We start from the raw sequence: 25,901 nt of genomic DNA, 5'->3' as shown, positions 1-25,901 counted from the left end.
GTCACGCAACCGTCGATAGGGGGTCACAAATCCCCGCCACACTGGATGGCATCGCGCCAAAGGACAGGAGCCCCAAGATGAAGTTTGCCGCCCGACGTTCCCTGCTGGCCCTGTGGCTGGGCCTGCTGGCCCCGGCCTGGTCGGCGCCGGAGTCAACCGAACTGCCACGCTATGAAAAGGTCAGTGGCGTTTCTGGCAACCTCTCCTCAGTGGGTTCCGACACCCTGGCCAACATGATGACTCGCTGGGCCGAAGGGTTTCGCAACCATTACCCCAACATCAACCCGCAGATCCAGGCGGCAGGCTCCTCCACCGCACCACCGGCGCTGACCGAGGGCACCTCCCAGCTAGGCCCGATGAGTCGCAAGATGAAGCCCAACGAGGTGGAGGCGTTCGAGAAACGCTACGGCTACAAGCCCACTGCCGTGCGAGTGGCCATCGATGCCCTGGCGGTGTTTGTTCACAAGGACAACCCCATCGAGGGGCTGACCCTCCAGCAGGTGGATGGGATCTTCTCCGCCAACCAGAATTGCGGTGGCGAACCTGTGTTGCGCTGGGGCGATCTGGGCCTGAGCGGTGGCTGGCAGCAGCGGGACCTGCAGCTGTATGGCCGCAACTCGGTATCCGGCACCTATGGCTACTTTAAGAAGCGGGCGCTGTGCAACGGCGACTTCAAGGCCAAGGTTAATGAGCAGCCGGGCTCCGCCTCCGTGGTGCAGTCGATATCCACCTCCCTCAACGCGGTGGGCTATTCCGGCATCGGCTACCTGACCGCCGGGGTGCGAGCGGTGCCGCTGTCCAAGCGTGGCCGGGATTTCATCGAAGCCACCGCCGCCAATGCGGCCACCGGCAACTACCCGCTGAGTCGTTACCTGTATGTCTACGTCAACAAGCACCCCAATCAGCCGTTAGACCCGCTGGTGGCTGAATTCCTGCGTTACGTTTTGTCCGAGCAGGGCCAGGCCATCGTCGCCCGGGATGGCTACGTATCGCTGCCCCGAACGGTGATCGCCCGGGACCTGGCGGCGCTGGGGATACCCCTCTAATTTAACGACCCCGCCAATGGCGGGGTCGCTGCTTTTGGCCCCGACTATGTTATCCATCGCCCGGGAGTGATCATCGCCCTGCCTTGGCACCGTATCTGCACTAGGCTAAACAACGGGCAGGATCCGGCACAGGGAGCGTGGCATGGTGGGTAGAGTGGCTTGGCGTTGGTTGGGAGTGGTTTGGTTGTCGCTCACAGCCTGGGCCGCGCCGGCACCGGTGGAGCTGGATGGCGAGGCACTACTGAAGGACGTGGACCTGCTGGAGCAGGCGGTTCGGGCGCTTCATCCGGGGCTGTATCGCTACCTCAGCGAGGAGGAGCTTAACCACAGCCTGTCACAGCTTCGCTCCGAGTTGGCCCGCGGCGCGAGCCAGACCGACACCTTCCTCGCCCTGGCCCGCTGGAGTGCACAGCTGCAGTGCGGCCACACCTACCCCAACTTCTGGAACCAGGACGAAGCGGTCCAGGCCCAGCTGTTTGATCAGCACCTCAGCCTGCCCTTCACCTTCCGCCTGCAGCAGGGCCAGATGGTGATCGATCAACTGGCCCTGGCCGACAGTGGCTTACAGCAGGGCGACCGGGTGCAGCTAATAAACCAGATGCCGTTAACCGTGGTCTGGTCGGCGTTGCTGCCGCTGATGGCGGCGGATGGGGCCAACCAGGCCGCGCGCTGGCAACAGCTGGAGCTCAGTGGCTACGGTCGTTACGAGCCCTTTGATGTCTATTTTCCCCTGCTGTTCGGTGCCGAGCAGTACCGTCTGCAGCTGGTCGATGGCCGCCAGGTCACGGTGGCGGGGATGAGCCGAGAAGATCGCCAGGCTCAGCTGGCACCCCAGCCCGAGGTTTGGGCGCTGAGCTTTCCCCATCCCCAGACCGCACTGTTACGGCTCTCCAGCTTCACCACCTGGAACTTTGACTTCGACTGGCGTGCCTTTCTAAACCGGGCCTTTACCGAGATCAGTCAGTCCGATGCCGAACACCTGGTACTCGACATCCGTGGCAACGGCGGTGGCACTACTGAGGTGGTGGAGGTGTTGCTGCGTTACCTGATCCAGCAGCCGGTGCAGCTGACGCCCTGGCAGCAGCGCCTGCGTTTTAGCTCGGTACCCGATACCCTGTTGCCCCACCTGTCCAGCTGGCAGGACGATTGGCGCCAGCTGGGTCAGCAGGCCGAGCCCGGCGATGACGGCTACTACATCCTGCCTCCGACCCTGGGCCCAATGCTGACCCCAAACCCCAATCGCTTTGCTGGCCGCATCAGTCTGCTGGTGGACGGGGCTAACCGCTCCGCTACCCTGCTGCTGGCTCAGCAGCTCAAGCAGTGGGGCAGGGCGACCCTGGTGGGCCGCACCACCGGCGGCAACCTGCGCGGCATCAACGGAGGGCAGATCCTGTTCCTGCGCCTGCCTAATAGTGGACTGGAGCTGGACCTGCCACTGATCGGCTACTTCGGCCCGGACACGGCGGAGAACGACGGACTGGCACCGGATATCCGGGTCGCGGCCAGCATGCCAGGGGAAGCGGATGGGGATCTGGCCGCCGCGTTGGCGGCGACCGACGAGGCGGGACTCTAAGGCTCGAGCGGTGTCAGGACCTGGCCCTGCTCGTCCTGCAGCTCCAGCTGCCAGCCCAGGCCCTCCAGGTACTGCTGTTCCTGCAGCAGATCAGCCCGCAGCAAGGGGTCCGACACCAGGCTCTCAGGCAGCGCCAGGGTCAGGGAGTGTGTGGCCCACGTTGGCAGCGGTACCGGGATATCGTGGCGCCGGCCCAGGTGCCAAAGTACCGACAGGCGCAGGCACAACAGCATCGCCAACTGCACCTGGCCTGAAGCCAGTTGCAGCACCAGCGGCTGGCATTCATCCAGCCTCTTGCGTTGATAGCGTCCCAAGAAGGCCAGCAGCTGTTGCTGCTCGACGGTGAAGCCCGGCAGGTTGCTGTTGCCGAGGATGTAGCCGGTATGGCGATGCATCCCCTTGAAGTTCAGCGACAGGCCCACCTCATGCAGCCGGGCCGCCCAGCCCAGCAGTGCCAGGCATTCGGGGCTTTGCTCCGGGTGCTGACTGAACAAGCCCCGGGCGGTGGCCGCCACCTGTTGGCCATGGTGGGTGTCCACATGGTGCAGTCGCTCCATCGCCGCTACGGTCTCGGCGCACACTGAGCTTTGCGCCTGCTCGCCGCTCATCTCCAGGATCACCCCTTCGCGCAGGGCGGAGTCACAGAACTGGAGCTGGTCAATCTTAAGGCTGCGGAAGCAGGCCAGCAGCACCGACAGGCCGGCGGGCAGAACCCGCAGTCGCGCCTCGCTCATGGTTTCAAAGCCCTTGCCGCTGAGGCCCTGGTCGATGATCCGCTCGCGCAGCTGCTCCAGGTCATCCCGGCTCAGACTGGCCTCGGTATCACCGTGGCATAGCAGGGTCAGAGCCTTGATGGTGCCGGAGCAGCCAATGGCATGTTGCCAGCCCTGGTTTCGGTAGCGCTCCAGCAAGGGCTCAAGCTGCTGCTGGGCTGCCAGGATGGCGCGTTGGAACCGCTTGGCACTGAGCTTACCCTCGTCAAAAAAGCGGTCCTGGTAGCTGACGCAGCCCATGTCCAGGCTCTCCAGCAGCACCGGATCCGTGCCCTGGCCGATTATCAGCTCGGTGCTGCCACCGCCGATATCGATCACCAGGTTGCCCTGGTCCAGCTCGCGACTGAGGGCGACGCCGCGGTAGATCAGGCGCGCCTCCTCCCGTCCGGGGATCACGTCGATCTGGGTGCCCAGGATCTTGTTGGCTCGCTTGACGAACTTGTGGCGATTGGGGGCGCGGCGCAGGGCGTAGGTGGCCACCACACGGACTTGATTAATCTGGCTGGATTGAAGGTGTTGTGCGAATTGGGCGAGACAGTCGAGGCCGCGCTCCATGGCGCTTTCTGCCAGGTTGCCGGCCCGGTCCATCCCTTCGGCGAGCTGGACCCGCTGCTTGATGCGGTGCAGGATCTGCACCCGGTTCTCCAGCACCCGCGCGATGGCGAGGTGGAAGCTGTTGGAGCCCAGATCGATGGCGGCGATGGTGTCACCGATCCGGGCTTTTTCAATACTCATAAACGCTTGGCAGCTGTTCACACTGGGGCTAAGTGTGGTCTATTTTGCCAAAAGCGCTTGTTCCATCTCCAGCAGATATTCGTAAATCTCCAGCTGGCTTCGCAACTTACGCCGGTTGCCCCGCTTCACATAGGGGTTGTCCTGGGCCCGGTTGAGCACCCGGGCCTTCTGGGTGTCGTTCCACTGGATCTCCAGGGTATCGAGGATGACCCGCTTCAGCCTCGGGTCGTAGATGGGGCAGCCCACCTCGATGCGGCTGTCGATGTTGCGGCCCATCCAGTCGGCGCTGGTGATGAATACCCGGGTGTCGCCGCCGTTCTCAAACACCATCACCCTGGGGTGCTCAAGGAAGCGATCCACCACCGAGATGGCGCGGATGTTGTCGGACACCCCGGGCACCTCGGTCACCAGCGAACACATGCCGCGGATGATCAGCCGCACCTTAACCCCGTTACGGGAGGCATCATAAAGGCGCTTGATCAGCCCTGAGTCCACCAGGTTGTTGACCTTGAGGGTGATGCCCGCCGGTTTGCCTGCCAGACGGTTCTGGATCTCGCGGTCGATCAGCGAATAAAGCTTGCGACGGTTATCCACCGGCGAGATCAGCAGGTGCTGGAACTTGAAGCGGCGGTAGGGGTGATCGATGAAGTCGAACACCATCTCCACCTCTTTGGTGATCTCCGGATGGCGGGTGAACAGGGCGTAGTCGGTGTAGATCTTGGCGGTCTTCTCGTGGAAGTTGCCGGTGCCGACGTGGGCGTAGTGCACCAGCTCGCCCTCCTCGATGCGGCTGATCAGTGCCAGCTTGGAGTGGATCTTCAGCGTCGGCACACCGAAGCTGACCCGCACCCCGGCATCGGTGAGGAGTTTGGCCCACTCGATGTTGGCCTCCTCGTCGAAACGGGCCTGCAGTTCCACCACCACGGTAACGTCCTTGCCGTTCTTCACCGCCTCGGTCAGGGCGTTGATCACCTGGCTGTCCTTGGCCACCCGGTAGATGTTGATCTTGATGCTGCGCACCGCCGGATCGTAGGCGGCTTGGCGCAGCCACTCGGTCAGGTGGGCGAACTTGTGGAAGGGGTAGTTGAGCAGGATGTCGCCGGCACTGATCGCCTCGAACGCGGTGCTGTAGCGGGTGAACTGGTTGCTGGAGATGGCCGGCAGCTTGCTGTTCTCCAGGTACTTGCGGCCCGGGTTGGGGAAGGACATGAAGTCGCGGAAGTTGTGATAACGGCCGCCGGGCATCAGGCTGTCGTAGTTGGTGTGGCCCAGTTGCTCCACCAGCATCTCCAACATGCTTTGCGGCATCTCCCGGTCGTACACCAACCGCACCGGCTCCGCGGTCAGGCGCTGCTTCAGGCCGGAGGACATCTTTTCCAGCAGGCTCAGGTCAATCTCGTTGGAGAGGCCGTACTCGGCGTCCCGGGTCAGCTTCATCGAGTAGCAACGTACGCTGTCGAACTCGACGATGCCGTTGAACAGCTCGTCCACGCAGTGGCGGATAATGTTGTCCAGCAGAATCAATGTTTTGCGGTTCTTGGACTCCTCCGCTGGCAGCTGGGTGAAGCGCGCGGTCTTGTCCGAGGGCACCGGGATAAAGGCGTACTGGATCTGGTCGTCTTTGCGCAGCTCCGCTACCAGGTAGGTGAGGCCATCCTCCAGGCAGAGGTCCAGCTTGGTATCGGGCCCCAGCAGCACCGGGATGATGTGGCGCCGGATCTTGTCGCGGAAGTGTTTCTTCAGCCACTTGCCATGGTAGTCGGACAGCTGACTCTCGCTGACCAGGAAGATGTTACGGCGGGCCAGGTCCAACAGCAGCTGACGATAGATCTCGTCGAAGCGGGTCTGCAGTGCCAGCACCTTCTGGTTGATCTGGGCCAGCAGGGTGCGGGAGGCCTCGCCGCCACCGCGGGACTCCTCGATCAGGATGCGGCGACGTACCCCGGCCACACGCACCCGGAAGAACTCATCCTGGTTGTTGGAGAAGATGCCGAGAAAGCGAACTCGTTCGATCACCGGGTTTTCGCTGTCGGCGGCTTCCTGCAGCACGCGTTCGTTAAAGCTGAGCCAGCTGAGTTCTTTTTCTAGGTAGGGAAACGCGGTCTGCACGGTAAAGATCCTTTGAACGGTCGTCATTCGCGGCGCCACAGTCTGGGTCAACAAGATGTCATGGAAATGACATGCCGGGCTGAGTGCGAGGAGTTAGGGTGTTGTTGTCGCGCTACTGAGTATGGACCCAATCCACGAAAATCGTAGCAAAGTCTCAGTAAACCAATATTTTATGCGTAATGCCCAGGTTTCAGTTGTGATCTGGATCACTCCGACCTCGGTTGTCACCACGTTGTCATAAAAATGGCGTCACAGTGAGCAGGACAGCTAGGTGGTGGGACTTGGTCAGTCGAGTATTTTGGTCGCCCTGAGATCCTTGAGAGGATGTCAGGCTGGATTGAATGCCTCAGCGGGCGGGAAATGAACGCTGTAACCGAGGTGTCATAAAAACGACATATAATGTGCGCCCTTGAATTGTAACGCCAGCCGCTAAACCCCACCGGAGAGCAATGGAAATCGCTGAATCCAATCGCTTTAAAAGTAGCCAACACCGACTATGGAAGGATCGGATCGCCCGTACCGGCATCGTGATCGGTGGGTCGATGGTGCTGGTGGCGTTACTGCTGATCTTCTTTTATCTGCTCTACGTGGTGACCCCCATGTTCAAGGGGGCGCGCTTCGAGCCGCTGTTCCAGGCTCAGCCGCTGTCACCGGCGGCCACCCTCAAGCTGGGGGTGGAGGAGTCGCGCCAGTACGGCTACCGCTATACCCAGATGGGTACGGTGGAGTTTTACCAGCGCAATGGCGAGCACCAGTCGATGGGGCTGGATATGCCCGACGGGGCGAGCATCGTCAGCGCCGCTTCCGCCCATCTCTCCAGTGATCTGTTGGCCCTGGGGCTGGATAACGGTGAGGTGCTGATCAGCCAGCCCAGATTTGACGTCAGCTACCCCAATGATGTTCGTACTGTGACCCCCAAGCTGGTCTATCCCATGGGCAGCAGCCGGTTAGCGCTGTCGCCACTGGGCCAGCCGATTGAACGGCTGGTGTTTGAGGCGGATGCGGAGTCCACCACCCTTGTATGGGGCCCCAGTGACGGCCCGCTGACCCTGACCCAGTACTGGGCGGAGCTCGACTTTCTCACTGATGAGGTGGAGTGGCTGCGCCGGGACTTCACCCTCAGCGCGTTGCCCCGGGGCCAGCAGGAGATGCTGATCAGTCCTGATCAGCGTCAGCTGTTCCTGTGGGCCGACAACCGGGTGGAGGTGTGGCAGATCGACGAGCCCGGCCACCCGCAGCTGCGCCAGGTGCTGGAGGCCCAGTCCGGTGCCCGCATCACTGACATCGCCCTGATGGCCGGTGCCAGCTCCTTGTTGATCGGCCACGACAACGGCGAGGTGGGGCAGTGGTTTCAGTCCCGCATCGACGGCGAGCGCCGCTACCATCAGGCCCGGCAATTCCGCCACGACCGGCCGGTGACCGCCCTGGCCTCGGAGCATTACCGCCGGGGCTTTATCGCCGGGGACGCCGAGGGGGGCCTGAGCCTCTACCACACTACCTCTGAACGCTCTTTGGCCCAGATTCAGCTGTCCGGCGCCCGCATTGCCCAGGCGGCCTTCGCCCCGGCGGGGAATGGTTTTATCGTCGAGAGCGGTGCGGCCATCAAGCTGTTTGCGGTGGACAATCCCCACCCTGAGGTGTCCTGGTCGGCACTGTGGCAACAGGTCTGGTACGAGGGTTATCCCGAGCCCGACTACATCTGGCAGTCTACCTCTGGCTCCGACGACTTTGAGCCCAAGTTCAGCCTGATGCCGCTGGTGTTTGGCACCCTTAAGGCGGCGCTGTACGCCATGGTGTTTGCGGTGCCGCTGGCGGTGGCCGGGGCGATCTACACCGCCTTCTTCATGTCGCCCAAGGTACGGGCGATGGTGAAGCCCACGGTGGAGATCATGGAAGCGCTGCCAACGGTGATCCTGGGCTTCCTGGCAGGCTTGTGGCTGGCTCCCATCGTTGAGCAGACCCTGCCGGGGATCCTGTTGTTGCTGATCGTGCTGCCGCTGGTGATGCTGCTCAGTGCCTACCTGTGGCACCGCCTGCCTGAGCGTTGGTCCCACTCCCGCCTGGGCCAGTACCGCGAGCTGCTGCTCATTCCGCTGTTGCTGTTTACCGGCTGGGCTTGTCTGGCTGTCAGTCCCTGGCTGGAGCTGGTGTTGATGGATGGCGATGCCCGCGGCTTCGTCACCAACGAGCTGGGCATCGCCTACGACCAGCGCAACGCCCTGGTGGTGGGGATGGCGATGGGCTTTGCCGTGATCCCCACCATCTTCTCCATCGCTGAGGACGCGGTCTACTCGGTGCCCCGCCACCTGGTCACAGGCTCACTGGCATTGGGTGCCACCCAGTGGCAAACCCTGACCCGGGTGGTGCTGCTGACCGCCAGCCCGGGGATCTTCTCGGCGGTGATGATGGGCTTTGGCCGTGCCGTCGGGGAGACCATGATCGTGCTGATGGCCACAGGCAATACCCCACTGATGGAGTGGAACATCTTCGAGGGGATGCGCACCCTGGCCGCCAATATTGCGGTGGAGATGCCGGAGTCGGCCATCGACAGTACCCATTACCGGGTGCTGTTCCTGACCGCCTTCGTGCTGTTTGTCTTCACCTTTATCTTTAACACCTTCGCCGAATACATCCGTCTGGGTCTGCGGCGTCGTTACTCGTCGTTATAGGGACAGTGCTGCGTGAGAAATTGGTTTAAATCGGGCTCACCCTGGATCTGGATGACCGGCGGCGCCGTCAGCCTGTCGCTGATCGCGGTGCTGGGCCTGCTGCTGCTGATCGCCAGCCGCGGCCTGACCTACTTCTGGCCGGCACCGGTGTACCAGTGGCAGGTGATGGACGACCAGGGCCAGCTCAGCACCGTGATTGGCGAGCGCTACGACCGCGAGTCGGTGCCGCGGGAGCGGCTCGAGGATGCCGGGCTGAGCTTCGAGGTGGAGGGTGAGTTTGTCACCCGCTTCCTGGTCAAAACCGGTAACCGGGAGCGGGTCCCGCTGGATTTTCGCTGGGTCTGGCAGCCCTGGGTGGTGTCGGAGCAGACCCCGGCGGACCTGGCGGTGATCGAGCGTCGCCGCAACGGCAATTTCTACGGCTACCTTGAGCAGCTGGTACTGGATGGGCAGGTGATCGAGGGGGCCACCCTGGAGGCCGAGCTAAGCCAGGCAGTTGCCTTGTCGAACCTGCTCAGTGAGGAAGGCTCTCAGCTGCAAGAGGTTGAGATCGGCCGCATCAATCACCAGCTGGAGCGACTGCGCCTGCAGCAGCGCAAGCTGGAGCTGCAGGGACGGGACACACCGGAGCAGCTGGCGGCGATCGCCGCCCAGCGCGAACAGCTGGAACAGCAGTACCAGGGGTTGGAGCAGCGACTGTTTAACCTGCGGGAAGAAGCGGCCCGGGACTACCTGATGGTGCGGGAGATGAACGGCGAACGGGTGCGGATCCGTCTTGACCAGGTACTGACGGTCCAGTTTCCCAACCGGATGGGGCTGGGCCAGAAGCTGAAGCACTGGGCCAAGGGCATTGCCGCCTTCGTCAGCGACGATCCCCGTGAGGCCAACACCGAGGGCGGGGTGTTCCCGGCCATCTTCGGCACCGTCTTTATGGTGATGCTGATGGCGGTGATCGTCACCCCCTTCGGCGTTCTGGCGGCGGTCTACCTGCACGAGTACGCCAAGAACAACGCCCTGACCCGCTTTATCCGCATCTCGGTGGTGAACCTCGCCGGGGTGCCCTCCATCGTCTACGGCGTGTTTGGCCTGGGCTTCTTCGTTTACATGCTGGGGGGCAGCATCGACCAGCTGTTCTACGCCGAGGCGCTGCCCAATCCCACTTTTGGTACCCCCGGCGTGCTGTGGGCCGCCCTGACCCTGGCGATCCTGACCCTGCCGGTGGTGATCGTGTCCACCGAGGAGGGGCTGGCGCGGATCCCCAAATCGGTACGCCAGGGCAGCCTGGCCCTGGGAGCGACCCAATCGGAGACCCTGTGGCGCATCGTGCTGCCGATGGCCAGCCCGGCGATCATGACCGGGCTTATCCTGGCGGTAGCCCGGGCCGCCGGCGAGGTGGCGCCGCTGATGCTGGTGGGGGTAGTGAAGCTGGCATCGCAGCTGCCGGTGGACGGCAACTTCCCCTTTGTTCACCTGGATCGTAAATTTATGCACTTGGGCTTCCACATTTATGATGTGGGTTTCCAAAGCCCCAACGTGGAGGCGGCGCGGCCACTGGTGTACGCGACCTCGTTCCTGCTGGTCAGCGTTATTGTCGCCCTGAACCTGACCGCCATCGGCGTGCGCAACCACCTGCGCCAGCGCTTCCGCCACTTTGAAGATTGATTTGAGGCCACCATGCTGTCGATTGACACCCAAACCTTGCGTCCTGATGTGCCCGACTTGAGTGCCTTAACGCCGGAGCAGACCGCCTTTGAGATCCAGGGGCTGAACCTGTTCTACGACGACAAGGCTGCGTTGACGGACATCAGCATGAAGATCCCCAAAAACCAGGTGACCGCCTTTATCGGCCCCTCCGGTTGTGGCAAGTCCACCCTGCTGCGCTGCCTCAACCGGATGAATGACCTGATCGACGACTGTCGTATTGAGGGTAAGATCCTGCTCGAGGGGGACGATATCCACCATAAGGCGGTGGATGTGGCGGCACTGCGGCGCAACGTCGGCATGGTGTTCCAGCGCCCCAACCCCTTCCCCAAATCGGTGTACGAGAACGTGGTCTACGGCCTGCGCCTGCAGGGGATCAACGACCGCCGCCGCCTGGATGAGGCGGCAGAGAAGGCGCTGAAGGCCGCGGCGCTGTGGGATGAGGTGAAAGACAGACTGGGCGATAACGCCTATGGCCTGTCCGGCGGTCAGCAGCAGCGTCTGGTGATCGCCCGGGCCATCGCCATCGAACCCAGGGTGTTGCTGCTGGATGAGCCCACCTCGGCGCTGGACCCGATCTCCACCCTCACCATCGAGGAGCTGATCACCGAGCTCAAGCGCAAGTACACCGTGGTGATCGTCACCCACAACATGCAGCAGGCGGCCCGGGTCTCGGACAACACCGCCTTTATGTACCTGGGCTCACTGATCGAATACAGCGACACCAACACCCTGTTCACCATGCCCGGCAAGAAACAGACCGAAGACTACATCACCGGCCGTTACGGCTAGCACCGAGATAAGCACAATGGACAACTTCAATATCAGCAAACACATCTCCGGCCAGTTCAACCTTGAGCTGGAGGACGTGCGAAACAAGGTGATGGCGATGGGCGGGCTGGTGGAGCAGCAGCTGGCCCAGGCGCTGGAGGTGATGGCCAGCTGTGACGAACAGCTGGCGGCCAAGGTGGTAGCCCGGGACCGCCAGGTCAACACCATGGAGGTGGCCATCGACGAGGAGTGCACCCGCATCATCGCCAAGCGCCAGCCGGCGGCCTCGGATCTGCGCCTGGTGCTGGCGATCTCCAAGGCGGTGACGGATCTGGAACGCATCGGTGACTCCGCCGAACGCATTGCCCGTTTGGCGGCGGAATCCCACGGCAAGCGCCACCGCGGCATGCTGGTGGCGATGGAGGCGATGGGGCGTCAGACCCAGCGGATGCTGCATGACGTGCTGGATGCATTTGCCCGGATGGATGTGGACGCGGCGATGCGGATCCACAAGGAGGACGTCAAGCTGGATGACGCCTACGAAGGGGTGGTGCGCCAGTTGATGACCTTCATGATGGAGGACCCTCGCTCCATCCCTGAGATCCTGGACGTGCTCTGGGCGGCCCGGTCGCTGGAGCGGGTGGGTGACCGCTGTCAGAACATCTGCGAATACGTCATCTACTACGTCAAGGGCAAGGACATCCGCCACCTGGATATGACCCAGGTGGAAGACCTGCTGAAGTAACCGGACAGCGGGCGTAATGGGGCTGTTCGACCTGCTTAGCGAAAGCAAGATCCGCGACTGGCTGGCCCGGCTCAAGCCGGCGCAGCCAGAGCAATCTCTATCCTCCGCCCCACCTCCGCGCAAGCGGATGGAATCCCACCTGCTGGAGCAGATCCAACAGCTGCAGCAACAGCCCGACGGGCAAGCGCAGGCCAGGGAGCTGGAGATCCAGCTTCTGGCCTCCTTGGAGCGTCGGGGCTACAACCTGATGGCCCGGCACACCGCCGAGCAGCTGCAGGCCCAGCGACAGGTAACTCGAGAAAACCCGGCCGATCACGAATCGTCGGCAACCATTCCTGCAACGGGGAATGCATCCACCTCAACGCCTGTTCCGGCCTCTGCTGACAAGACCCTCTGAACCTGGGCTCATTCAGCCTTACTCTTTTGCTTACGCCAGTCCCATCGCCCGGATCCGATCGTTAATCAGCTCAGTACAGGCGCTCTGCAGCTCGCCTCGCAGCCAGGCCTGGGCCGGGGCGAACTCACAGCGCGGGTGCCAGATCAACGAGTATTGGAACGGCTGAAACTCAAACGGCAGCGGCCGGATCAACAGGCCATGCTCCTTCGCCACCAGGTAGGCCAGGTCTGCCGGCACCGTCAGGATCAGCGGCAGGGTGTCCAGCACCGCCAGGGCGGTCTGCAGGTGATAGGCACGCAATACCAGTTTGCGCGGCGGATGGCTGGCCAGGGCGTCGTCCAGCAGCGCCTTAACCCCGTCGCTGATGGCGATCAGGGCATGGGGGTAGTGCAGGTAGCCCTCCAGGGTGAGGGGCTCGTTCGCCAGCGGGTGATCCGGCGCCAGCAGGCAGAACACCCCCACCGGGCCCAGGTCCACCGATTGCAGTGGCTCAATCGAGCGGTTCTTGCGGCAAATCGCCATATCGCCGCCGCCGGAGGTCAGCTGTTCCAGCAAGCGATCATGTTGAACCGGGGTAAAGTCCAGCTCGATGTTGGGGGCGGCGTCATACAGGCGGGGCAGGGCGAAGGGCAGGATGGTCTGCACTGCGTAGTCGGTGGCGGCGATGGTAAAACGTTGCTGGCACTGGCCGGGGTCAAAGCTGTCCGGGGTGAGCAGTTGCCCCAGGGTGGAGAGCGGCTCCCCCAGCGCCTGGCCCAGTTGCAGTGCCCGCTCGGTGGGGACCAGTCGCTGGCCCTGGCGGATAAACAGCGGGTCGCCGGTGAGGCTGCGTAGCCGCCCCAGGATCCGGCTGGCGGCGGACTGGCTCAGGTTAAGCCGCTCGGCCGCAGCGCTGACGCTGCCCTCCTCCAGCAGGATCTTCAGTGCCACCAGCAGATTCAGGTCCTTTCGAAAGATCGCATCCAGATCCATAGTCTCTCCCCGCCGGGCCGCCATTGGCCCCCGCCTTGACGTTAGCACGGCAGCGGGGGGACCACACCCCGGCGATTCAGGCCGGTTTATACCGCTTCAAGCAGGCTGGGGCTGCAGTCGTGGCACAGGTTTGGCGTTGATCGGCAGGTGCAGCAGCGCCGCGGCGGTGGCCAGCACCACGGTGGCCCACCAGATCGGCTCGTAGCTGCCGGTGGCGTCGAACACCCGACCGCCGACCCAGGCACCGAGGAAGGAGCCCAGCTGGTGGGTAAAGAACACCAGGCCATAAAGGGTCGACAGGTAGCGGGCACCGAAGATCTGCCGCACCAGGCCGGAGGTGAGCGGCACCGTCCCCAGCCAGACGAAGCCGATGGCGGCGCCAAAGGCGGTGGCGGTGTGTTCGTTCACCGGCAGCACCACGAAGGCGGCGATCACCAGCGCCCGCAGCAGGTAGAGCACCGCCATCACGTGGCGCTTGTCGAAGCGATCTCCCATCAGGCCCCAGAAGTAGGAGCCGAAGATGTTGAAGATCCCCACGTAGGCCAGGGCCAGGGCAGCGGCAGAGCCGGGCATCCCCTTGTCCGCCAGGTAGCTGGGCAGGTGGGTGGCGATGAACATCACATGGAAGCCACAGACGAAGAAGCCGGCGTGGATCAGCCAGTAACCCTTGTGGGCAAAGGCCTCCTGCAGCGCCTGCTTGAGGCTCTGCTCCGGCTCAGCCTGATCGGCCGAGTTGTCGCTGGACGCAGTGCGGATAAAGGCGGAGAAGGCGATCATCAGGGCACAGGCAGCGGCAAACACCCAGAACGCGGTTTGCCAGTCAAATTGGTTCAGCAGCGACTGGGCGCCGGGGATCACCGCGAACATGCCGAAGGAGCCGGCTGCGGTGGTCAGGCCAAAGGCCTTGGCGGTGTGCTCGGCAGGCACCGCCTTGGCCACCGCGCCCAGGATGATGACGTAGCTGGTGCAGGACAGGCCCAGGCCCACCAACACCCCGAGGGAGAGGTAGAGCATGTTGGCGTCGCTGGTGACCGCCGTCAGGGCCAGACCGGCGGCGTAGGCCACTGCCCCCAGGCCGATGATCCGGCGGGCACCAAAGCGATCTGCCGCCATGCCAACAAAGGGCTGAAAGGCGCCAAACAGCAGGTTTTGCAGGGCGATGGCCAGGCTGAACAGTTCACGGCCACCGCCGAAGGTGTCGCTGATGGGCAGCATAAAGATGCCGAAGGACTGACGGATCCCCAGGCTCACGATCAGGACGGCGATCCCCATCCAGACCAACAGGGGAAAACGAAAGATGCTCATACTCAGTGGTGTCCGTGGTGGTGATGATGGTGATGATGATCCGTGGCGTGCTCTTGGGCGTGCTCCTGGCCCGGCTCCATACTGTGACAACCGGCGCTGACGGCATCACGGGCCAGGGCGTCCAGCAACGGCTGGCAGTGGTGTACCGCCACCAGGGTCAGCAGCAACAGCAGCAGCCAACGGGCCAGCTGGGCGGGCAGGGATTGGGACAACACGGCGTCGCTCCTGGAAATTGGGAGCGGCAAGCCTACCGGCAGGGAGTTCATGATTCAAATGAGTATTGCTCAGAGCAGGCATGAATTATCTGCATGAGCTGCCCACTCGTGCCCACCGGGCCTACCCATAGGTCGAATGGGGTTGTGATCTCGACCGTGGTTAAGTGAGAGGGCGATTGAGTTCACATATGCGTATGACGCATGGTTTTTATGAAGAGATATCACTGGGTTCATGTTGGTCCGGCGACTAGACTGCACCCCATTGGTTTCCCAGACATTTTCCAGCTATGGAGTTCCAGCCATGTTTAAGGCACTGATCCTGAACCAAGAAGAGAAGAAGACCCTGGCCAGCGTCGAGACCATCGACGAGGCCCAGCTGCCGGAGGGCGAGGTGCTGATCGCGGTGGCGCACTCCTCGCTGAACTATAAAGACGGCCTGGCCATCACCGGCAAGGGCAAGATCGTGCGCAACTTCCCCATGGTGCCGGGCATCGACCTGGTCGGCGAGGTGCTGGAGTCCAGCGATAACCGCTACCAGGCCGGCGATGCCGTGGTACTGACCGGCTGGGGCGTGGGCGAAAACCACTGGGGTGGCATGGCGGAAAAGGCCCGGCTTAAGGCGGATCACCTGGTGCCGCTGCCGGACGGCATGTCCGGCAAGCAGGCGATGATGATCGGCACCGCCGGCCTCACCGCCATGCTGTGTGTCCAGGCGCTGGAGCGGGCTGGACTGACCCCGGAGCGCGGCCCGATCCTGGTCACCGGCGCCAGTGGCGGTGTCGGCTCGGTGGCGGTCACCCTGCTGGCGCAGCTCGGTTACCAGGTGGAGGCTCTCACCGGTCGGGTGGAGGAGAATGGTGAGATGCTTAAGGCGCTGGGGGCCACCACCCTGGTGGACCGTGCCGAACTGGCCGAGCCGGGTCGTCCGTTGGACAAGCAGCGCTGGGCCGGGGCGGTGGACACCGTCGGCAGCACCGTGCTGGCCAACGTACTGGCACAAACCCACTACAACGGTGCGGTGGCGGCCTGTGGCCTGGCCGGTGGCTTCGACCTGCCCACCACGGTGATGCCCTTTATCCTGCGCAACGTGGCCCTGCTGGGGGTCGATTCGGTGATGTGCCCGTTCGAGCAGCGTCAGCAGGCCTGGCAGCGTCTGGTCACCCTGCTGCCCGAGAGCTTCTACCAGCAGGCCTGCCAGGAGATCAGCCTGGAGCAGGTGCCGGAGTTCGCCGATGCCATCACCCGCGGCCAGGTTACCGGCCGGGTGGTGATCACCCTGTAAGCCGTTAGCGACACACAAAAAGGCCACCCTTAGGGTGGCCTTTTTTGTTGTGCCTTACATGGCTAACTTACTGTATTCGTTGATGCTTGTCGGTTAGGCTGGGGCGTCCGGGCACAAGGTTGCCTTTTCAAACAAGGAGTTGGCGCATGGGCATGGTGTTTGTTACCGCAGAGCAGTACCAGGAATGGGCCAATGGCCGTTTCGACCAGCTAAAGGGTGAGATCCTGCGCTGCTGTCCCCAGGCCCAGGTTGAGCATATCGGTGCCTCGGCGGTACCGGGACTGGTGTCCAAGGGCGATCTGGACATGCTGGTGGCGCTGGCGGACGAGGCGGCGCTGGCCGCGGCCATCGAGCCCCTATGCCAGCTGGGCTTTGCCATCAAGGCCGACACCCTGAGGTTACCGAACCTGTGCATGCTGGAATTCCAGGGCGGTGAGGATATCGCGCTGCAGTTGGTGGCGGGGGATCCGGTGGGGTTTCTGCGCTTTCGCGATGCCCTGCGCGCCTCACCGGCGCTGTGTCAGCAGTACAGCGCGCTGAAATGGCGTTGCCAGGGGATGGCTGCGGACGAGTACCGAAGCCATAAGCGGCGCTTTGTCGAAGCGGTGCTGGCGGGCGAGGTCAGCACCGAGCTTGGCGAGTCAGTGTAGCGGCTAGAGCACCCGGCGCATCTGCCAGTAGTGGCGGCGCCAGTAGGGGTTGTCCAGCTGGGACAGGATCACCCCCTTGCTGCTGGAGACGTGCAGGAAGCGCTGCTGATCCACCATCATGCCCACATGGCGCTGGCTGGGTCCGGTCTTGAAGAACACCAGATCCCCCGCCTGCACCTGCTGGCGGGGGATGGCCTGGCCAACAAGTGCCTGGCCCGCGGTGGTGCGGGGCAGGGCCAGGGCGAAGTGCTGGGCGTAGGTCAGTTGTACCAGCGCCGAGCAGTCCAGGCCGCGGCGGTCCTCGCCACCCCAGCGGTGGGGCACCCCCTGCCATTGTTGATGTTGGCTCAGCAGGGTCTGGCTCACCGTGGCCTCGTTTTTATGAGGGGCCTGAGTGGTGAGCGGGCTCTTAGCCGTGAGTGATGAATCAGGGGTCTGTGCACAGCCGGTCAGCAGGACCAGCAACAGCCAATAACAGCGAAACATGGCGGTTCTCCGGGGGATACTGCCACAGATAGGCGACCGTCCTTCAATCAAATTCAATCCCCCCGGTACAGCGCCCAGCGACACAGCGCAGCGATGGTCAGGTTTAGGGTGGCGGTGACCAGGATCAGGGCGAAGGCGATGTCGAAATGGAACAGCTCGAAGGCGCTGTCGACGTAGAAGCCCAGGCTGGCCACGCCGAGCATCCCCAGCATCGCGGTCTCCCGCACCATGATCTCGAACCGGTAGGTGAGCAGATCCCGCGCCCCGGGGTAGAGCCGGGGCAGGTAGTGATAGAGCCAGTCCGACGGTGTGGTGCCGTTATCCAGCCGCTGGGGCAGATCCTGCGCCCTCTGGGCCAGCAGGTGGGCGATCAGGGTGCCGTTGTGCAGGGCCAGGGCCAGCGCCGCCGGCAGCATCGACGGGCCCAGCAGCATCAGCAGCAAAAAGGCCAGCAGCAGCTCCGGCAGCGAGCGCCCCACCAGCAGCACCCCGTGGCCAAGCCAGCGTGCGCGGGGAAACAGCCGGGGGGTGGCAAAGGGCCATAGCAGCAGGCAAAGCACGGCACTGAGCGCCAGTGCCATCAGCGCCATCATCAGGGTGCCCCAAAGGCCATGGAGGGCTTCCGGCCCCCAAAGCTGCAGCCACTGCCACAGCGAGTCATTGCTGTACTGGGTCTGGGGCCAGATCTCCTGGCTGACGAACTGCCAGGCCCAGGCCGGCTCGAAATGCAAAGACCAGGGCAGCCACAACAGCGACAGCAGCGCCAGCAACGGCCAGCTCCAGCGCCGCAGCCACAGGTTCTGGGTCCCGATCATCACAAACAGCATCCACAGCAGTGCACCGCCTTCGGCGTACTGGCCCTGGCGATAGGCGGTCTCGAGGTGAAAGCCCAGGGTCGGCAGGCCGACAAAGCCCAGCACCGCCGAGGCCCGCAGGGCGCACTCGAAGCGGTAGCGGGTGTAGCTGACCAGTTGCGGCCACACCGGCAGGATCTGGCCATACAGCAGGGTCATCAACCAGCCGGTGCCCGGTGCCAGTGCCTGGCGCACCGCCTTGGGGGCCTGCTGCAGGATGTCGTGGTAGATGCGGGCGAAGGTGGCGCCGTAGGGCAGCGCCAGGGCCAGCAGGGCGGTGAGGGTCGACAAACCAAACAGCTGCAGAAACAGCATGGCCCAGAACAGCTCGTGCACCGAGCGGGTGGCGGTGCAGAGCCAGCGGATCGGGGCCCAGTGGTAGATCGGCAGCAGGGCGATGGCCAGCACAACCCCCAGGATCACCCCCAGCAGGGCGATGGCCACCGTGGTCAGCAGCGCATCCAGGGGGTGTTCGATGGCGGCAAAATCCGGTAGCACCAGGCCCTGCAGGAAGCGGCTCCATTCGGCACTGGCGTCGGTGGCGGTCAGCTGCCAGTCACCGCCGAGCAGCGCCAGCAGGCTGAGCAGGGCCAGCCCCAGGGTGAAGGGTTTGACGCTGCTCATTGGCCGTACAGCTGCTCGAGATGGTCTGGGGTCACCTGGCTGCTGGCCAGGTCAAACTGCAGTTGGCCTTGCTTCAGCCCCAGGATGCGGTCGCAGCAGGCCAGTGCCAGCTCGGCATCGTGCAGGGCAACCACCGCGGTCTGGTGGGCCTGCAGCAGCTGGGTCAGCAGCCGTCGACTCTGGCTGGGATCGATGCCGGTGACCGGCTCGTCGCCGAGGAAGATGGGGCGTTGCTGGTACAGCGCCCGGCCTAAGGCGGTGCGTTGTGCCTGGCCGCCGGACAGCTGGCTGACCGGGGTGGTCAGCTTGTCATCCAGCCCCAGTGGCGTCAGCAGCTCAAGTACCTCCTGCTGGCGCTTGCGCCAGGGCCGTACCAGGTTGACCAGGTTGTAGAGCAGCGAGTAGCGTGGCAGTCGGCCCATGTAGACGTTGTGGTAGACCGACAGGGGCTCCACCAGCCCCAATCGTTGTGGGCACCAGGCCACCTGTTTGGGCTGGAGCCGGTACAGCGCCTCCAGCAGGGTGGATTTGCCCACCCCGGAGTGGCCCAGCAGGGCCACCCGCTCGCCGGCATCGATATTTAGTGCCGGCAGGGTCAGAACCGGTTTGCCGCCGCGGCTCAGCACCTGCGACGGCAGTTGCAACAAACTCAACGGATCAGGCCCAGCTCGCTGGCCACCTGCTCCACCGGCGCGTAGTCGGCGTTGCTGGCTTCGATAAAGCCCTTGCGGGGGAAGGCGCCGAGGATGGCCGGATCATCCAGCTCCAGCAGCGCCTGCTGCAGTCGCTTGGCAAAGCCGTCGCCAAAGCGCTGGTCCAGATCACCGCGTACCGTCCAGTGGTAGTCCGGGTAGCCCGGGGTCTGCCACACCTTCTGCACCTTGTCGGTGTCCACCTTGCCATCGGCCACCGCCTGCTCCCACACCTTGTAGTTCACCGCGCCCAGTTGGTAGGCGCCGGCTTCCACCTGGCTGATGGTGCGGCTGTGATCGCCGGAGAAGCCTACCCGGCTGAACACCTGCTCCGGCTCGCCCAGGCTCTGGGTCAGGTAGTACTGCGGCATCAGCCGGCCGGAGGTGGAGCCCTTGGAGCCGTAGGTGAAGGTCATCCCGGCCAGGGCGTCGCGGCTCAGCTCCGCCATCGGTGCCAGGCCGGTGCTGTGGTGGGCGATCAGGTAGGTCTTGAACTCCGGATCTTCCACCCCCTGGGCGATGGCCTGGGAGCCGGGCACCAGGCGACGGGCCTGGACCCCGGAAAGGCCGCCGAACCAGGCCAGCTGGACCTGGTTGTTGCGAAAGGCGGTGACCGCGGCGGCGTAGGACTTCACCGGCAGGTACTGCACCTCCACCCCAAGCTCGGCACTGAGGTACTGGCCCACCTGCTCAAAACGGGTGCGCAGCTGGCTCTCGTCCTGGTCCGGAATGGCGGTGAAGGTGAGGGTCTCGGCACTGACGGACAGCGTCAGGGCAGCCAGTACGGTGGCCAAAAGAGCTCGGAACATCGGTGAATTTCCTTATAAAAATCAGAGTGTCGATAGTGTAATGCTGATAGCGCCCAGGTGCACTTGGCACTGGTATTGGCTGACGCAAAAACGTACGTTGGGAACCAAATAACGCACCCAGGGCCGGTGTGTGGCCAAGGTATCCTGTCAGGATACGTAACAATGACACAGGACGTGACCATGGCGCTGATCGACAATCCCATCCTGCCAGGATTCAACCCGGATCCCTCCATCTGCCGGGTGGGCGACGACTACTACATCGCCACCTCCACCTTCGAGTGGTTCCCCGGGGTGCAGATCCACCATTCCAAAGACCTGGTGCACTGGCGCCTGCTGACCCGGGTGCTGACCACCACCGAGCTGCTGGATATGCGTGGCATGGACAACTCCGAGGGGGTTTATGCCCCGGCGCTGAGCTACGCCGATGGCCGCTTCTGGCTCTGTTTCTCCAATGTGCACAGCTGCCGCGGCTTCTCCTGGATGGCCACCCCCTGCTTTGTCACCAGCGCCGAGGATATCCAGGGACCCTGGAGTGCCCCGGTGCCCTTTGGAAACTACGGCTTTGACCCCTCGCTGTTTCACGACGACGATGGCCGCAAATACATGGTCAACATGCAGTGGGACGGCCGCAAGGACCACAACCATTTTGCCGGTATCCTGTTGCAGCAGTTTGACGCCGAGCGGGGCATTTTAGTTGGCCCGGTAAAGACCATCTTTGCCGGTACCGAGCTGGGCTGCACCGAGGGGCCGCAGATCCTCAAGAAGGATGGCTACTACTACCTGATCACCGCCGAAGGGGGCACCGAGTACCGCCATGCGGTGACCGTGGCTCGCAGTCGCTCGGTGTGGGGCCCCTATGAGGTGCACCCCGACAACCCGCTGCTGACCTCCCATCATCAGCCCCAGGCGAAGCTGCAGCGCGCCGGCCATGGTTTCTTGGTTGAGACCCAGGGCGGTGAGTGGTATCTGTCGCACCTGTGTGGTCGCCCCCTGGCAGACCCCGAAGGCACGCCCCATCCGCAAGGGGAGGGGTTCAGCATCCTCGGACGGGAGTCGGCGCTGCAGCGGATCCGCTGGCGCGACGGCTGGCCCTACCTGGCTGCAGGCGGCCGTACCCCGCAGCGCTGGGTCGAAGGGCCGGATCTGCCGCCTCACCCCTGGCCGGTCGAGCCTGTTCGGGATGAGTTTAATGGCCCGGAGCTGGCGCTATGTTGGCAGACCCTGCGCGAGCCGGTCAGCGCCGACTGGCTCAGCCTCAGTGCCAATCCCGGCCATCTGCGCTTGATTGGCCGCCACTACCTCTACTCCCGTTATCAGCAGAGCCTGGTAGCCCGGCGCTGGCAGGCATTTCATGCCCGGGCCCGCACCGAGATGCGCTTTGCCCCCGAGCATCCGATGCAGATGGCGGGGCTGGTGGTCTATTACGCCCGCGGCGGCCACTACCTGCTGAAACAGAGTGTCGATGATCAGGGCCAGGCGCTGCTGCAACTGGTGCAGTTCGTCGGCGATCAGTACGACGAGCACCCAGCGGTGTCAGTCCCTGCCACCGGCCCGGTCCAGCTGGAGGTGACCCTGGATCACCAGTGGTACCGCTTCCGCTACTCCCTGGATGGTGAGCACTGGCAGTCGATCGGACCGGCGCTGAACAGCACCCCGCTGTCCGATGAGGGGGGCAACGACGTGTTCCGCTTCACCGGCACAATGGTGGGGCTGTTTGCCTGTGACCTGACCGGGCAGGGGCAGCACGCCGATTTTGATTGGTTTGAGTACCAGGAATTCGACGCCAAATAGGGCAGTTACGCTATCCTTGGGGCCATTGCAGAGCAACACAACGGGGCCAGGAGGCGGGATGGGCGATCTGTTCAACACCATGATCACGGTGTTTCTGGGCTTTTTTGCCATCATGAACCCGCTGGCCAACACCGCGGTGTTTCTCGGCCTGACTGCCGAGCAGGCGCCCCAGCAGCGCCGCCAAAGCGCCTTTCGGGCGCTGCTGATCGCCTTCTGCATCGTCGCGGTGTTCGCCCTGGTGGGTAAGGCGCTGTTCCACCTGTTTGGCATCACCCTGCCGGCGCTGCGGATCACCGGCGGGATCTTGGTGTTCTTGATCGGCTTTCACATGCTGCAGGGCCAAAGCTCCCATCTGCACAAGGGCGAGGAGCCGGACAACGACATCGCCCTGTCGCCGCTGGCGGTGCCGATCCTGGCCGGGCCCGGTACCCTGGCCACCGCCATGAGCTTCTCCGCCCAGGGCGGGCTGGGAGCGGTGAGCGTCACCATCGCCATGTTCGCCCTGCTCTGCGTCATCAGCTACGCCTGTTTCATGATGGGCGACCGGCTGGTCAGCTTCGTTGGCGAGAGTGGCATGACCATCATCACCCGCCTGATGGGGCTGATCCTGGCGGTGATCGGCACCCAGATGGCGCTGGAGGGGATAGCCGGCGCCATCGCTGCGCTGCCCAATGCCGGTGGCTGAGTCTAATACCGCCTCGACGCTGACCCGCGCCGGCCTGACCCGCATTGGCCTGACCCTATTGGCATTGCTGGCCTTTGCCGGTAACTCGGTGCTGTGCCGCCTGGCGCTCAAGTCGGAGGCGATCGACCCCGCCGCTTTCACCCTGGTGCGACTGATCTCCGCAGCGCTGACACTGGGGCTACTGCTGGCCTGGCGCCAGGGGCTCCGTCGCCCCCAAGGGCGGGCGTTAGGCGGCGCCTTGCTGTTTCTCTACGCCATCGCCTTCTCCTTTGCCTACATCACCCTGGATACCGGCACAGGGGCGCTGCTGCTGTTCGGCTCGGTGCAGATCACCATGCTGGCGCTGGCCCGCTGGCGTGGCCAGGCGCTGACGGTGCGCCAACTGGCGGGCAGTGGCCTGGCGTTGCTGGGGCTGGTGGTATTGGTGTGGCCGGATCTGTCCCTGCCGGGACTGCTGGGCAGTGGCCTGATGATCCTCGCCGGTGCAGCCTGGGGGGGCTACACCCTGTTGGGGCGGGGCAGTGCCGATCCCCTGGGTGATACCGCCTGGCACTTCTTTCGCACTCTGCCCTGGTGTCTGGGCCTGGCGCTGCTGAGCTGGCCCTACTGGCAGGGTACCACCGAGGGGATAGTGCTGGCGCTGATTTCAGGGGCGGTGACCTCCGGGCTGGGCTACGCCCTCTGGTACCGGGTGCTGCCGGGGCTGGGCACCAGCACCGCGGCAACGGTGCAGTTGCTGGTGCCGATCCTGGCGGCCCTGGGCGGCAGCCTGTTTGCCGAGGAGCCGCTGACCCTGACCCTGCTGCTGGCCTCGCTGCTGGTACTGGGCGGCCTGGCCCTGGTGATCAGGTCCAAGTGATCAGGCCCAGCTCAGGTTAAAGCGAAACTCCGTCCCTTCCTGAACCTGGCTGGCCACCTCGATCTCGCTGTTGTGCAGCGACAGCAGCTTGCGGGTGATCGCCAGCCCCAAACCGCTATGCGCACTGTCACCACGGACGCTGTTGGCGGCCTTGTAGTGGGGATCGAAGATGTGGGGCAGATCCGAGGCGGGGATACCGATGCCGCTGTCGCACACGGTGACGTGCAGGTGCTCAGGCCGGGCTGAGAGTCGTACCGTGATGGTATCGCCGCTTTGGCAATGGCGAAGGGCGTTGTCCACTAGGTTGGTAAACACTCGCTCCAGCTTCTCGATGTCGGCGGCCACCTGCAGGCTGGGATCCTTGGGTTGCACGTCCAGCAGCACCTGCTTGGCCTCCGCCGCCGGCTGGTACTTCTGCAGCACATCCTGCACCAATTCGGCAATGTTGATCGGCTCGATCTGCATCGGCACCTGGTCGCTCTCCAGCCGGGCCAGCTCCATCAGCTGGTCCACCATCTTATGGATCTTCTCGGCGTTTTGGTGGGCGATGGTGATGTAGCGCGGGTCTGCTTCGCCATGCTGCTTGTGCTGCAGCTGCCAGGTCTCCAGGTAGCCCTGCAGTGCTGCCAACGGGGTGCGCAGGTCGTGGCTGACGTGGGCCAGCAGCTCCCGGCGCATCTCGTCGACGCTGCGGACCCGGTCATACTGCTGCTCCAGTCGCTCTGAAAGGGCGTTGAAGGCATGGCTGAGCCGCTGGGTTTCGTCCGGTCCGTGCTCGCGCAGGCGCAGCTGGCCGGTAAAGCCCTGGCGCTGCAGCCCTTCGATCTCACCGGTGAGCTGGCGCAGCGGCCGGGTTAGCCAGGCCAGCAGGCCCAGCGAGGAGAGCAGGCCAAACAGGCAGGCCAGCCCCACCACCAGGGCGGGCAGATCCCACCAGTGCTTCTGATGCACCCGGGCGGCCAGGCTGTCGTAGATCTCGCCATTGATGATGATGTAGAGGTAGCCGGTCAGCGCCTCGTTCTCGTACAGCGGCGCCACCGAGAAGATCTTGTCCCGGTCCGGCGAGCGGGGATCCGGGCCGCGCATCGGCAGGGTAGGGTTGGGACTGAGGTAGCTTTGGATCGCGTCCATCGAGATCTGGCGCCGCTGGATCTTCTCCTCCGGCGCCGAATAGTTGAGTAGGCGGCCCTGGGGATCTAGCAGGTAGAACTCGAAGCCCTTACCCAGGATCATCATATTGTGAAACGCCTTCTCTACCGCCGCCGGGTCCGGTTCGCCGCCTTGGAAGATGGGGCCTTCCATGGCGATGTGTTGGGCCAGGGCGTAGTGCAGCCGCTGGGTGATCTCATCCTCGTAGCCGGAGTCCAGCTGGCGGCTGACCGCCACCAGCACCAGGCCCAGCAACAGAAAGGTGGCCAGCAACACCCAGGCCAGTCGGGCAAACAGCGAATTAAATCTGGTCATTAAATTTGTATCCTACGCCCCAGACAGTGAGGACAAGTTCGGGGTGAGCCGGATCCTGCTCCAGCTTGGCCCGCAGCCGGTTGATGTGGGAGTTCACCGTGTGTTGGTAGCCGTTGTGCTGGTAGCCCCAGACGGCGCTAAGCAGGTCGTCGCGGCGATAGACCCGGCCGGGGTGCTGCGACAGGTACCAGAGCAGGTCGAACTCGGTACCGGTCAGCTCCACCGCCTTGCCGTTGAGCTCACAGGCCCGTCGGCCGGCATCCAGGGTCAGCGGGCCACGCCGCAGGGCGGCGGGTTCCGGCTCCGGGGGCGGCACGGTCAGCTGGGCTCGACGCAGGTGGGCCTTCACCCGGGCCTGCAGCTCCCTCACGCTAAACGGCTTGGTAAGGTAGTCGTCGGCACCACTCTCCAGTCCCACTACCCGGTCCAGCTCGCTGTTGCGGGCGGTGAGCATCAGGATCGGGGTATGGCAGCCGTGCTGCCGCAGTTGCTGGCACAGGCTCAGCCCGTCCATCCCCGGCAGCATCAGGTCCAACACAATCAGGTCAAAGCGCTGGTTCGAGGCCAGCTCGTAGCCGCGGCGTCCGTCGTCGCAGCTGGTCACCCGGTGATTGAGTGACTCCAGGTTCATGGTGATCAGGGCGTTGATGTCCTGCTCGTCCTCGATCACCAGCAAATCGGCCATGGCGTTATC

The 25,901-nt window shown here is 63.8% G+C and carries 23 protein-coding genes; 12 read left to right on the top strand and 11 right to left on the bottom strand.

Features of this window, described 5'->3' with window-relative positions; translation table 11 throughout:
* The first annotated feature begins 77 nt into the window (after positions 1-77).
* Both BUC04_RS06550 and BUC04_RS06545 read left to right on the top strand, forming a co-directional pair.
* Positions 78-1,046: a PstS family phosphate ABC transporter substrate-binding protein gene (locus BUC04_RS06550; RefSeq protein WP_067663116.1), complete on the top strand. Its 969-nt coding sequence runs from the start codon at positions 78-80 to the stop codon at positions 1,044-1,046.
* 184 nt (positions 1,047-1,230) lie between these two features.
* Positions 1,231-2,619: a S41 family peptidase gene (locus tag BUC04_RS06545; protein WP_067663113.1), complete on the top strand. Its 1,389-nt coding sequence runs from the start codon at positions 1,231-1,233 to the stop codon at positions 2,617-2,619.
* Here BUC04_RS06545 and BUC04_RS06540 read toward each other — a convergent pair.
* Both BUC04_RS06540 and ppk1 read right to left on the bottom strand, forming a co-directional pair.
* Positions 2,616-4,127, bottom strand: coding sequence for a Ppx/GppA phosphatase family protein (locus tag BUC04_RS06540; RefSeq protein ID WP_067663111.1), 1,512 nt, complete (start codon positions 4,125-4,127; stop codon positions 2,616-2,618). The genes BUC04_RS06545 and BUC04_RS06540 overlap by 4 nt on opposite strands.
* 39 nt (positions 4,128-4,166) lie before the next feature.
* The gene (gene ppk1, locus BUC04_RS06535; RefSeq protein WP_067663109.1) at positions 4,167-6,263 is read right to left on the bottom strand and encodes a polyphosphate kinase 1; all 2,097 of its coding nucleotides are present in this window, start codon (positions 6,261-6,263) and stop codon (positions 4,167-4,169) included.
* A 422-nt stretch (positions 6,264-6,685) separates the two neighbouring features.
* Here ppk1 and BUC04_RS06530 point away from each other — a divergent pair, with 422 nt between their 5' ends.
* The 5 genes from BUC04_RS06530 to BUC04_RS06510 are packed head-to-tail and all read left to right on the top strand — an operon-like array spanning position 6,686 to position 12,519.
* Positions 6,686-8,905 carry an ABC transporter permease subunit gene (locus BUC04_RS06530; protein ID WP_067663107.1) on the top strand — a complete coding sequence of 740 codons (2,220 nt, stop codon included), beginning with the start codon at positions 6,686-6,688 and terminating at the stop codon, positions 8,903-8,905.
* A 12-nt stretch (positions 8,906-8,917) separates the two neighbouring features.
* A complete protein-coding gene (gene pstA, locus BUC04_RS06525; protein WP_143165561.1) occupies positions 8,918-10,567 on the top strand; it encodes a phosphate ABC transporter permease PstA in 1,650 nt (549 codons plus the stop codon).
* Positions 10,568-10,579: 12 nt separating this feature from the next.
* Positions 10,580-11,398, top strand: coding sequence for a phosphate ABC transporter ATP-binding protein PstB (gene pstB, locus BUC04_RS06520; RefSeq protein ID WP_067663101.1), 819 nt, complete (start codon positions 10,580-10,582; stop codon positions 11,396-11,398).
* Between the two features lie 16 nt (positions 11,399-11,414).
* Positions 11,415-12,122, top strand: a complete 708-nt coding sequence (gene phoU, locus BUC04_RS06515) for a phosphate signaling complex protein PhoU (protein WP_067663097.1) — start codon at positions 11,415-11,417, stop codon at positions 12,120-12,122.
* A 16-nt stretch (positions 12,123-12,138) separates the two neighbouring features.
* Entirely contained in the window at positions 12,139-12,519 is a 381-nt protein-coding gene (locus BUC04_RS06510; RefSeq protein WP_067663094.1) for a hypothetical protein, read from the top strand.
* 30 nt (positions 12,520-12,549) lie between these two features.
* Here BUC04_RS06510 and BUC04_RS06505 read toward each other — a convergent pair whose 3' ends face one another.
* The 3 genes from BUC04_RS06505 to BUC04_RS06495 form a co-directional block, all read right to left on the bottom strand.
* Positions 12,550-13,491 (bottom strand): LysR family transcriptional regulator, encoded by a 942-nt coding sequence (locus tag BUC04_RS06505; RefSeq protein WP_067663091.1) that lies wholly within the window; start codon positions 13,489-13,491, stop codon positions 12,550-12,552.
* Positions 13,492-13,587: 96 nt separating this feature from the next.
* Positions 13,588-14,796 (bottom strand): MFS transporter, encoded by a 1,209-nt coding sequence (locus BUC04_RS06500; protein WP_067663087.1) that lies wholly within the window; start codon positions 14,794-14,796, stop codon positions 13,588-13,590.
* A gap of 2 nt (positions 14,797-14,798) precedes the next feature.
* Positions 14,799-15,011, bottom strand: a complete 213-nt coding sequence (locus BUC04_RS06495) for a hypothetical protein (RefSeq protein WP_067663084.1) — start codon at positions 15,009-15,011, stop codon at positions 14,799-14,801.
* 301 nt (positions 15,012-15,312) lie between these two features.
* On the opposite strand from BUC04_RS06495, the gene acuI reads away from it, so the two are divergent.
* Together acuI and BUC04_RS06485 are read left to right on the top strand one after the other, a co-directional pair.
* Positions 15,313-16,293, top strand: coding sequence for an acrylyl-CoA reductase (NADPH) (gene acuI, locus BUC04_RS06490; RefSeq protein WP_067663081.1), 981 nt, complete (start codon positions 15,313-15,315; stop codon positions 16,291-16,293).
* A 146-nt stretch (positions 16,294-16,439) separates the two neighbouring features.
* Positions 16,440-16,943 carry a GrpB family protein gene (locus tag BUC04_RS06485; protein WP_143165560.1) on the top strand — a complete coding sequence of 168 codons (504 nt, stop codon included), beginning with the start codon at positions 16,440-16,442 and terminating at the stop codon, positions 16,941-16,943.
* 3 nt (positions 16,944-16,946) lie between these two features.
* On the opposite strand, the gene BUC04_RS06480 is transcribed toward BUC04_RS06485, so the two are convergent.
* From BUC04_RS06480 to BUC04_RS06465, 4 genes are all read right to left on the bottom strand, one after another.
* Positions 16,947-17,309 carry a C40 family peptidase gene (locus tag BUC04_RS06480; RefSeq protein ID WP_234977361.1) on the bottom strand — a complete coding sequence of 121 codons (363 nt, stop codon included), beginning with the start codon at positions 17,307-17,309 and terminating at the stop codon, positions 16,947-16,949.
* Between the two features lie 173 nt (positions 17,310-17,482).
* A complete protein-coding gene (locus tag BUC04_RS06475; RefSeq protein WP_067663075.1) occupies positions 17,483-18,907 on the bottom strand; it encodes a hypothetical protein in 1,425 nt (474 codons plus the stop codon).
* Positions 18,904-19,560 carry an ATP-binding cassette domain-containing protein gene (locus BUC04_RS06470; RefSeq protein ID WP_200804666.1) on the bottom strand — a complete coding sequence of 219 codons (657 nt, stop codon included), beginning with the start codon at positions 19,558-19,560 and terminating at the stop codon, positions 18,904-18,906. Before BUC04_RS06470 ends, BUC04_RS06475 begins: the two co-directional genes overlap by 4 nt.
* The gene (locus BUC04_RS06465) at positions 19,557-20,408 is read right to left on the bottom strand and encodes a putative selenate ABC transporter substrate-binding protein (RefSeq protein WP_067663069.1); all 852 of its coding nucleotides are present in this window, start codon (positions 20,406-20,408) and stop codon (positions 19,557-19,559) included. The genes BUC04_RS06470 and BUC04_RS06465 overlap by 4 nt, the downstream gene beginning before the upstream one ends.
* A gap of 162 nt (positions 20,409-20,570) precedes the next feature.
* Here BUC04_RS06465 and BUC04_RS06460 point away from each other — a divergent pair, with 162 nt between their 5' ends.
* From BUC04_RS06460 to BUC04_RS06450, 3 genes are read left to right on the top strand one after another with little or no spacing between them, the layout of a single operon-like run.
* Positions 20,571-22,199 (top strand): glycoside hydrolase family 43 protein, encoded by a 1,629-nt coding sequence (locus tag BUC04_RS06460; RefSeq protein ID WP_234977360.1) that lies wholly within the window; start codon positions 20,571-20,573, stop codon positions 22,197-22,199.
* Positions 22,200-22,257: 58 nt separating this feature from the next.
* Entirely contained in the window at positions 22,258-22,884 is a 627-nt protein-coding gene (locus BUC04_RS06455) for a MarC family protein (protein WP_067663066.1), read from the top strand.
* Positions 22,877-23,743, top strand: coding sequence for a DMT family transporter (locus BUC04_RS06450; RefSeq protein ID WP_234977358.1), 867 nt, complete (start codon positions 22,877-22,879; stop codon positions 23,741-23,743). The genes BUC04_RS06455 and BUC04_RS06450 overlap by 8 nt, the downstream gene beginning before the upstream one ends.
* Here BUC04_RS06450 and BUC04_RS06445 read toward each other — a convergent pair whose 3' ends face one another.
* Positions 23,744-25,207, bottom strand: coding sequence for a HAMP domain-containing sensor histidine kinase (locus tag BUC04_RS06445; protein WP_067663060.1), 1,464 nt, complete (start codon positions 25,205-25,207; stop codon positions 23,744-23,746).
* Complete coding sequence (locus tag BUC04_RS06440; protein ID WP_067663057.1) at positions 25,194-25,892, bottom strand: response regulator transcription factor; 699 nt, start codon at positions 25,890-25,892, stop codon at positions 25,194-25,196. Before BUC04_RS06440 ends, BUC04_RS06445 begins: the two co-directional genes overlap by 14 nt.
* Between the last annotated feature and the right edge of the window lie 9 nt (positions 25,893-25,901).

It is taken from the genome of Ferrimonas marina, from assembly GCF_900129905.1.
Classification (GTDB): domain Bacteria; phylum Pseudomonadota; class Gammaproteobacteria; order Enterobacterales; family Shewanellaceae; genus Ferrimonas; species Ferrimonas marina.
The sequence above is the reverse complement of the archived record's forward strand: the minus strand, read 5'-3'. Positions and strand labels throughout refer to the sequence as shown.

What these genes read in the sequence shown, in the direction of transcription:
- BUC04_RS06540 (WP_067663111.1), bottom strand. Translation starts at nt 4,127, where the DNA reads ATGAGTATTGAAAAAGCCCGGATCGGTGACACCATCGCCGCCATCGAT.
- pstB (WP_067663101.1), top strand. Translation starts at nt 10,580, where the DNA reads ATGCTGTCGATTGACACCCAAACCTTGCGTCCTGATGTGCCCGACTTG.
- BUC04_RS06440 (WP_067663057.1), bottom strand. Translation starts at nt 25,892, where the DNA reads ATGGCCGATTTGCTGGTGATCGAGGACGAGCAGGACATCAACGCCCTG.
- BUC04_RS06460 (WP_234977360.1), top strand. Translation starts at nt 20,571, where the DNA reads ATGACACAGGACGTGACCATGGCGCTGATCGACAATCCCATCCTGCCA.
- BUC04_RS06550 (WP_067663116.1), top strand. Translation starts at nt 78, where the DNA reads ATGAAGTTTGCCGCCCGACGTTCCCTGCTGGCCCTGTGGCTGGGCCTG.
- BUC04_RS06505 (WP_067663091.1), bottom strand. Translation starts at nt 13,491, where the DNA reads ATGGATCTGGATGCGATCTTTCGAAAGGACCTGAATCTGCTGGTGGCA.
- BUC04_RS06455 (WP_067663066.1), top strand. Translation starts at nt 22,258, where the DNA reads ATGGGCGATCTGTTCAACACCATGATCACGGTGTTTCTGGGCTTTTTT.
- phoU (WP_067663097.1), top strand. Translation starts at nt 11,415, where the DNA reads ATGGACAACTTCAATATCAGCAAACACATCTCCGGCCAGTTCAACCTT.
- BUC04_RS06475 (WP_067663075.1), bottom strand. Translation starts at nt 18,907, where the DNA reads ATGAGCAGCGTCAAACCCTTCACCCTGGGGCTGGCCCTGCTCAGCCTG.
- BUC04_RS06510 (WP_067663094.1), top strand. Translation starts at nt 12,139, where the DNA reads ATGGGGCTGTTCGACCTGCTTAGCGAAAGCAAGATCCGCGACTGGCTG.
- BUC04_RS06500 (WP_067663087.1), bottom strand. Translation starts at nt 14,796, where the DNA reads ATGAGCATCTTTCGTTTTCCCCTGTTGGTCTGGATGGGGATCGCCGTC.
- BUC04_RS06485 (WP_143165560.1), top strand. Translation starts at nt 16,440, where the DNA reads ATGGGCATGGTGTTTGTTACCGCAGAGCAGTACCAGGAATGGGCCAAT.
- BUC04_RS06445 (WP_067663060.1), bottom strand. Translation starts at nt 25,207, where the DNA reads ATGACCAGATTTAATTCGCTGTTTGCCCGACTGGCCTGGGTGTTGCTG.
- BUC04_RS06465 (WP_067663069.1), bottom strand. Translation starts at nt 20,408, where the DNA reads ATGTTCCGAGCTCTTTTGGCCACCGTACTGGCTGCCCTGACGCTGTCC.
- ppk1 (WP_067663109.1), bottom strand. Translation starts at nt 6,263, where the DNA reads ATGACGACCGTTCAAAGGATCTTTACCGTGCAGACCGCGTTTCCCTAC.
- acuI (WP_067663081.1), top strand. Translation starts at nt 15,313, where the DNA reads ATGTTTAAGGCACTGATCCTGAACCAAGAAGAGAAGAAGACCCTGGCC.
- BUC04_RS06530 (WP_067663107.1), top strand. Translation starts at nt 6,686, where the DNA reads ATGGAAATCGCTGAATCCAATCGCTTTAAAAGTAGCCAACACCGACTA.